The sequence below is a fragment of the Bradyrhizobium sp. genome (assembly GCF_049586575.1).
In the GTDB taxonomy this organism is placed as follows: Bacteria; Pseudomonadota; Alphaproteobacteria; order Rhizobiales; family Xanthobacteraceae; genus Bradyrhizobium.
The window spans coordinates 1-3,668 of record NZ_JBAVCF010000246.1 but is presented as its reverse complement, the minus strand read 5'-3'; the positions used below and the strand labels follow the sequence as shown (position 1 = coordinate 3,668).

2 protein-coding genes and 1 pseudogene are annotated in these 3,668 nt (G+C 56.7%); all 3 read right to left on the bottom strand.

Features of this window, described 5'->3' with window-relative positions:
• On the bottom strand, positions 1 to 566 hold a 566-nt coding region (locus tag WB528_RS09465; RefSeq protein WP_423888157.1), incomplete at its 3' end, for a DUF5681 domain-containing protein.
• Positions 567 to 1,855: 1,289 nt separating this feature from the next.
• On the bottom strand, positions 1,856 to 3,130 hold the full coding sequence (locus WB528_RS09460; RefSeq protein WP_423888156.1) for an autotransporter strand-loop-strand O-heptosyltransferase: 1,275 nt from the start codon (positions 3,128 to 3,130) through the stop codon (positions 1,856 to 1,858).
• A gap of 174 nt (positions 3,131 to 3,304) precedes the next feature.
• Positions 3,305 to 3,668, bottom strand: a pseudogene (locus tag WB528_RS09455) (hypothetical protein); the annotation flags it as partial.

Genomic DNA, 3,668 nt, shown 5'->3' with positions numbered 1-3,668 from the left:
GCGTCGCGCATCAGACTATCTCCTCGCCTCGCGTGACGCTTGCGCCCGTTCCGACCGTTTTTTTTTCTGCTGTGCTCTCGCTCGGCTTGGTAATTCCGCATAAACTCATCAACTATTTCTTGGTCGGTTTGTGTCAATGCCGCCGCAACCGATTGTTGGATATCGTGTTCACCGGCCGTCAAATCGATGCCCAATTTGTCGGCTATTTGGATAAGATCGCGTCGGGCATTTCGGTCGCCGCGGGCGAACTGATCGACAAGATGTCGTATTCCAGCTGCGGCTTTTGTCAGGATCTTTTGCCCTTGTCTCTTTGGCATTTTTTCATTGAGCGCCCGTTTTAATAGTCCCTTGATATCCGGCACGATTGAGCGCTTCTGAAGTTTTGCGCCGAGTGGATTGCCGCTTTGTCCTTTTTGAAATTGATATTGCTTCGGCGGGTAACCCGGCCCCACCCGATATCCAACGTGGGAAGGCGGATTGTTTGCCCCCGTGACAGCTGGCAGCTGGCGGCCTTTGTTCAACTCTTTGGCCGAGCGGCGATGATCAGGTCGTGGTCGTCTCTGCATGACACTTCTCCGATTTACGCAGGAGCAATGCCGGGCTCCAGTTCGAGATACCGGCGCGAGGCATTTCTGACTGCTTGGCTGACGTTAACGGTGGTTCTTGAAGGTGAAGCGCCGCGCAACAGATTGGCGCATTATGCGCAGAGCATCGTCGGCAGGGCGCTTGTCGTATTCGTAATCGAGCTCTTTGAGCTCGTGAGGAATGTGTCTGGATTTCCAGTCGGCAACGAAATCAGTGAAACGATGATAGGCAGCAACTGCGCTGCCCGTTGTGTAATCTGGCTCCCAATAATTCGCACGGGTTCAGGTGTGGGACACCAAGCAACAACGTTCGTTCCCCCTGGTTGCGCAGATCGGAAAAATGAAGGGGGATGATCCAACTATGACGGGCCGTCGTCACGTCCGGTCAGGGGACGATCTCGGTACGTAGGATGCTGGTTGCCGTCCTCGGTACGTAGGATACTGGTCGCCGTCCCATCCCCCTTCCAGAACGCTGGCTTGGAGGAAAGACGATACGACGCACAGTCGCGTTTGGAAGGCCGAAAATGTAACGGGACGATAGCTACCGCAGACGACGGGTATTAATCACTTGGCCCGTCGGCAAAAGCTCGCGCTGCGTTGGGAAGCGAGCCATCATCTGCTAGACGAACCGTTTCTATGCCGCTTTGGTTCCGCCTGGCAAAAGGAACCGGTCCAGAAAGTTCCCAATAGCCAAAGTCCAGGATTACGGGCAATTCTCGTCTTTTGGATTTGGGCGCAGCGTATGCTCCCTTGCGCCCCCACGTCCTTCCCCGCGATCTAAGGGGTTCGCTCGCTGCAATCGATAGATCGCTTCTTCTTTGCCACCGAATCCGGGAGATGTCTGGATAAGCGGCTGATTGAAAAAGGGATTTTCGAGAGGATGGGGCGGTAGCTCACTCTGCATTCTACTAATGTGACCTTGCAATTTCAGTTTAGGGGCTTTGGGCTTCGATGGTTGGGATTCGAATTCATCGACGAGAACGGCGATGGTGAAGCGGCAACAGAACAAGAACCGAGCACAGCGTGTGGCGACTCAATGATGCCCGGAGCGGCAAATTGGCTGGCCCTCGAAGCAGAACAACAATGACGAAACGTGATCAGCACGACCCGGCCAGGACTGAGGAAGCCCTTCGCATCATCGCCAGTGTCTGCTCGATCGAAAGACGCGAAAAATCCTTTCCCACGTCCCAGCCCTTTGCGGCCTTCTGATTTTGCCTCTACCGGCACGCGCGGCTCCATCTTCGATGGTACGTGCCAAAAGATGGGAGGGCCTATAGCCGAAAGCCTAGGATGCGTTTGATGGTTGCGATCACCTGCTCCGCGGTGATCAGACGCGTGCATTCGAACTGCCGCGGCGTGTCCTTGTGACGCGGGCATGTAAAGAAGTCGTGGCGATCAAACGGTGCGAGCGGATCGTTCCAGCAGCTGTTGCAGGTATGGTAATTAATTACTCGATAGGGCGTGGCGAACTCGTTGCGAGGATGAGTGAAACCGGAGATCATCACCACTGGTGTTCCGACAGCCCAGGCAAGCCAGGAGAGGCCGCTCGATAGACCGACGAAAAACTCGGCATGTTTGAGCCAGCGCGCGCGCTCACCGAGAGGTTGATCGCCTGTCTGGTCTTCGGCGCCGGTCGGCAAGTGCGTCCACACGTTTCCCTGACCGTGGCTGCGCTTAAGATCGATACAAATGACGCGATATCCCGCGCCTTTTAGAAAATCGACGACCTCGTGCCAGCCGGTCGGATTATTCCAGTATTTGGCGCGCATAGTGCTCTGCACGGCGATGCAGACATAAGGCTCCGGAATGGGCCGGCTGTCGTCGGGAGTGAAGATGCGTGGCCGCGCTTCCGCCGGATCGACGCCGAGGATGTAGGCTGCCGCGCAGTGCAGACCGACGAACCGAAAGTCGCACGGCACCCGGTCTTTGTAGTCGTAGATCAATCCTTTCTGGAAGAACAGCACCACCGCATACGTGGCATAGAAGCGGTCATGATCGAGCTCTTCCTTGCCAACAAATTCGATGTGCGGATATGCATCGCGAAAGAGCGGAATGAGCTTGTCGTGCATTGCACACGTCAGGCGGCAGCCGTGTTCGTCCTGGAACTTCACGGCGTAAGCGAACCAGCCGATTGTGTCGCCAAGCGTCTCCACCGGAAAGCGGATCAGGACTTCGCGGTCGGCGGCTGAGTAATCGTGCTTTAGCAAGAGCTCATCCTGCTGCCAGACCTCGAGGCAAAAGCGCACGAAATAGCGCTTGCTCGAATTGACTCGCCCGGCCTTGATCGTCGTCTCGTAAAGGATATTCCCGGTGTCGAGATCGCTCAAGCGGATACGCCACGGGTGGTCGCTTTCCGGGAGGAGCACGCGGCAGCCGTCGTTGAAATCGAAGCGCAGGCCTTTAGGCCCTTGCTGGGTCGGAATCTCGGCGGGACCGTCCTTTTTGTCCGCTTCGGCCGGCGGCTTTGTATCCGACGCCGCGGTTGCACCCTGATCAGGCGCGGCTGGCACCGGCAAAGCCGGATCGGCGTGTGTTTGTTCGCTCATGGCAGGCCGCTGTGTAACATAGAAGCGACGACCAACTTGCACTCATTGTTAAGTGGCTAACCGAATTCCGGCACGGCCCCCCCTTACGGTGTCAGGAGCAACCGGCCATTCAACTCACAGAGCGGTTCGCCCTTGCGGCCGTCTTTAAGGGGAGCAGAAGACCTATGATTATGCTCAACCTCGCGTGGTTGATTTCTCGGGCACGTTCTTCGTTATCACTAGGGGTGGGAAGCAGACATACGAGTTGATCTCGCGCTGCACCGCGCCGATGCAATTGTCGATACCGACCGTGCGCCAAGCGGCGCTGTAGGGTGGCACGCCCTTCGCTTCGGGCAATTGAATCACTTGGGGGCGCAGCGGCAGAAGTTTGCTCTTGAGCAGCCTCGCTCCTTTGGGCGAGATCGAATAGCAGACTGTCCCGAATGCCCATGCCACCTTGAAGGCCTGCGGTCCAATTGATTGCTTCTGGAACGTTGCCGTTGCGGTGCGCATAAGTTGCTGATCGAACGTGGCGACGCACGACGATACGCCGGGAAGT

What these genes read in the sequence shown, in the direction of transcription:
- WB528_RS09460 (WP_423888156.1), bottom strand. Translation starts at nt 3,130, where the DNA reads ATGAGCGAACAAACACACGCCGATCCGGCTTTGCCGGTGCCAGCCGCG.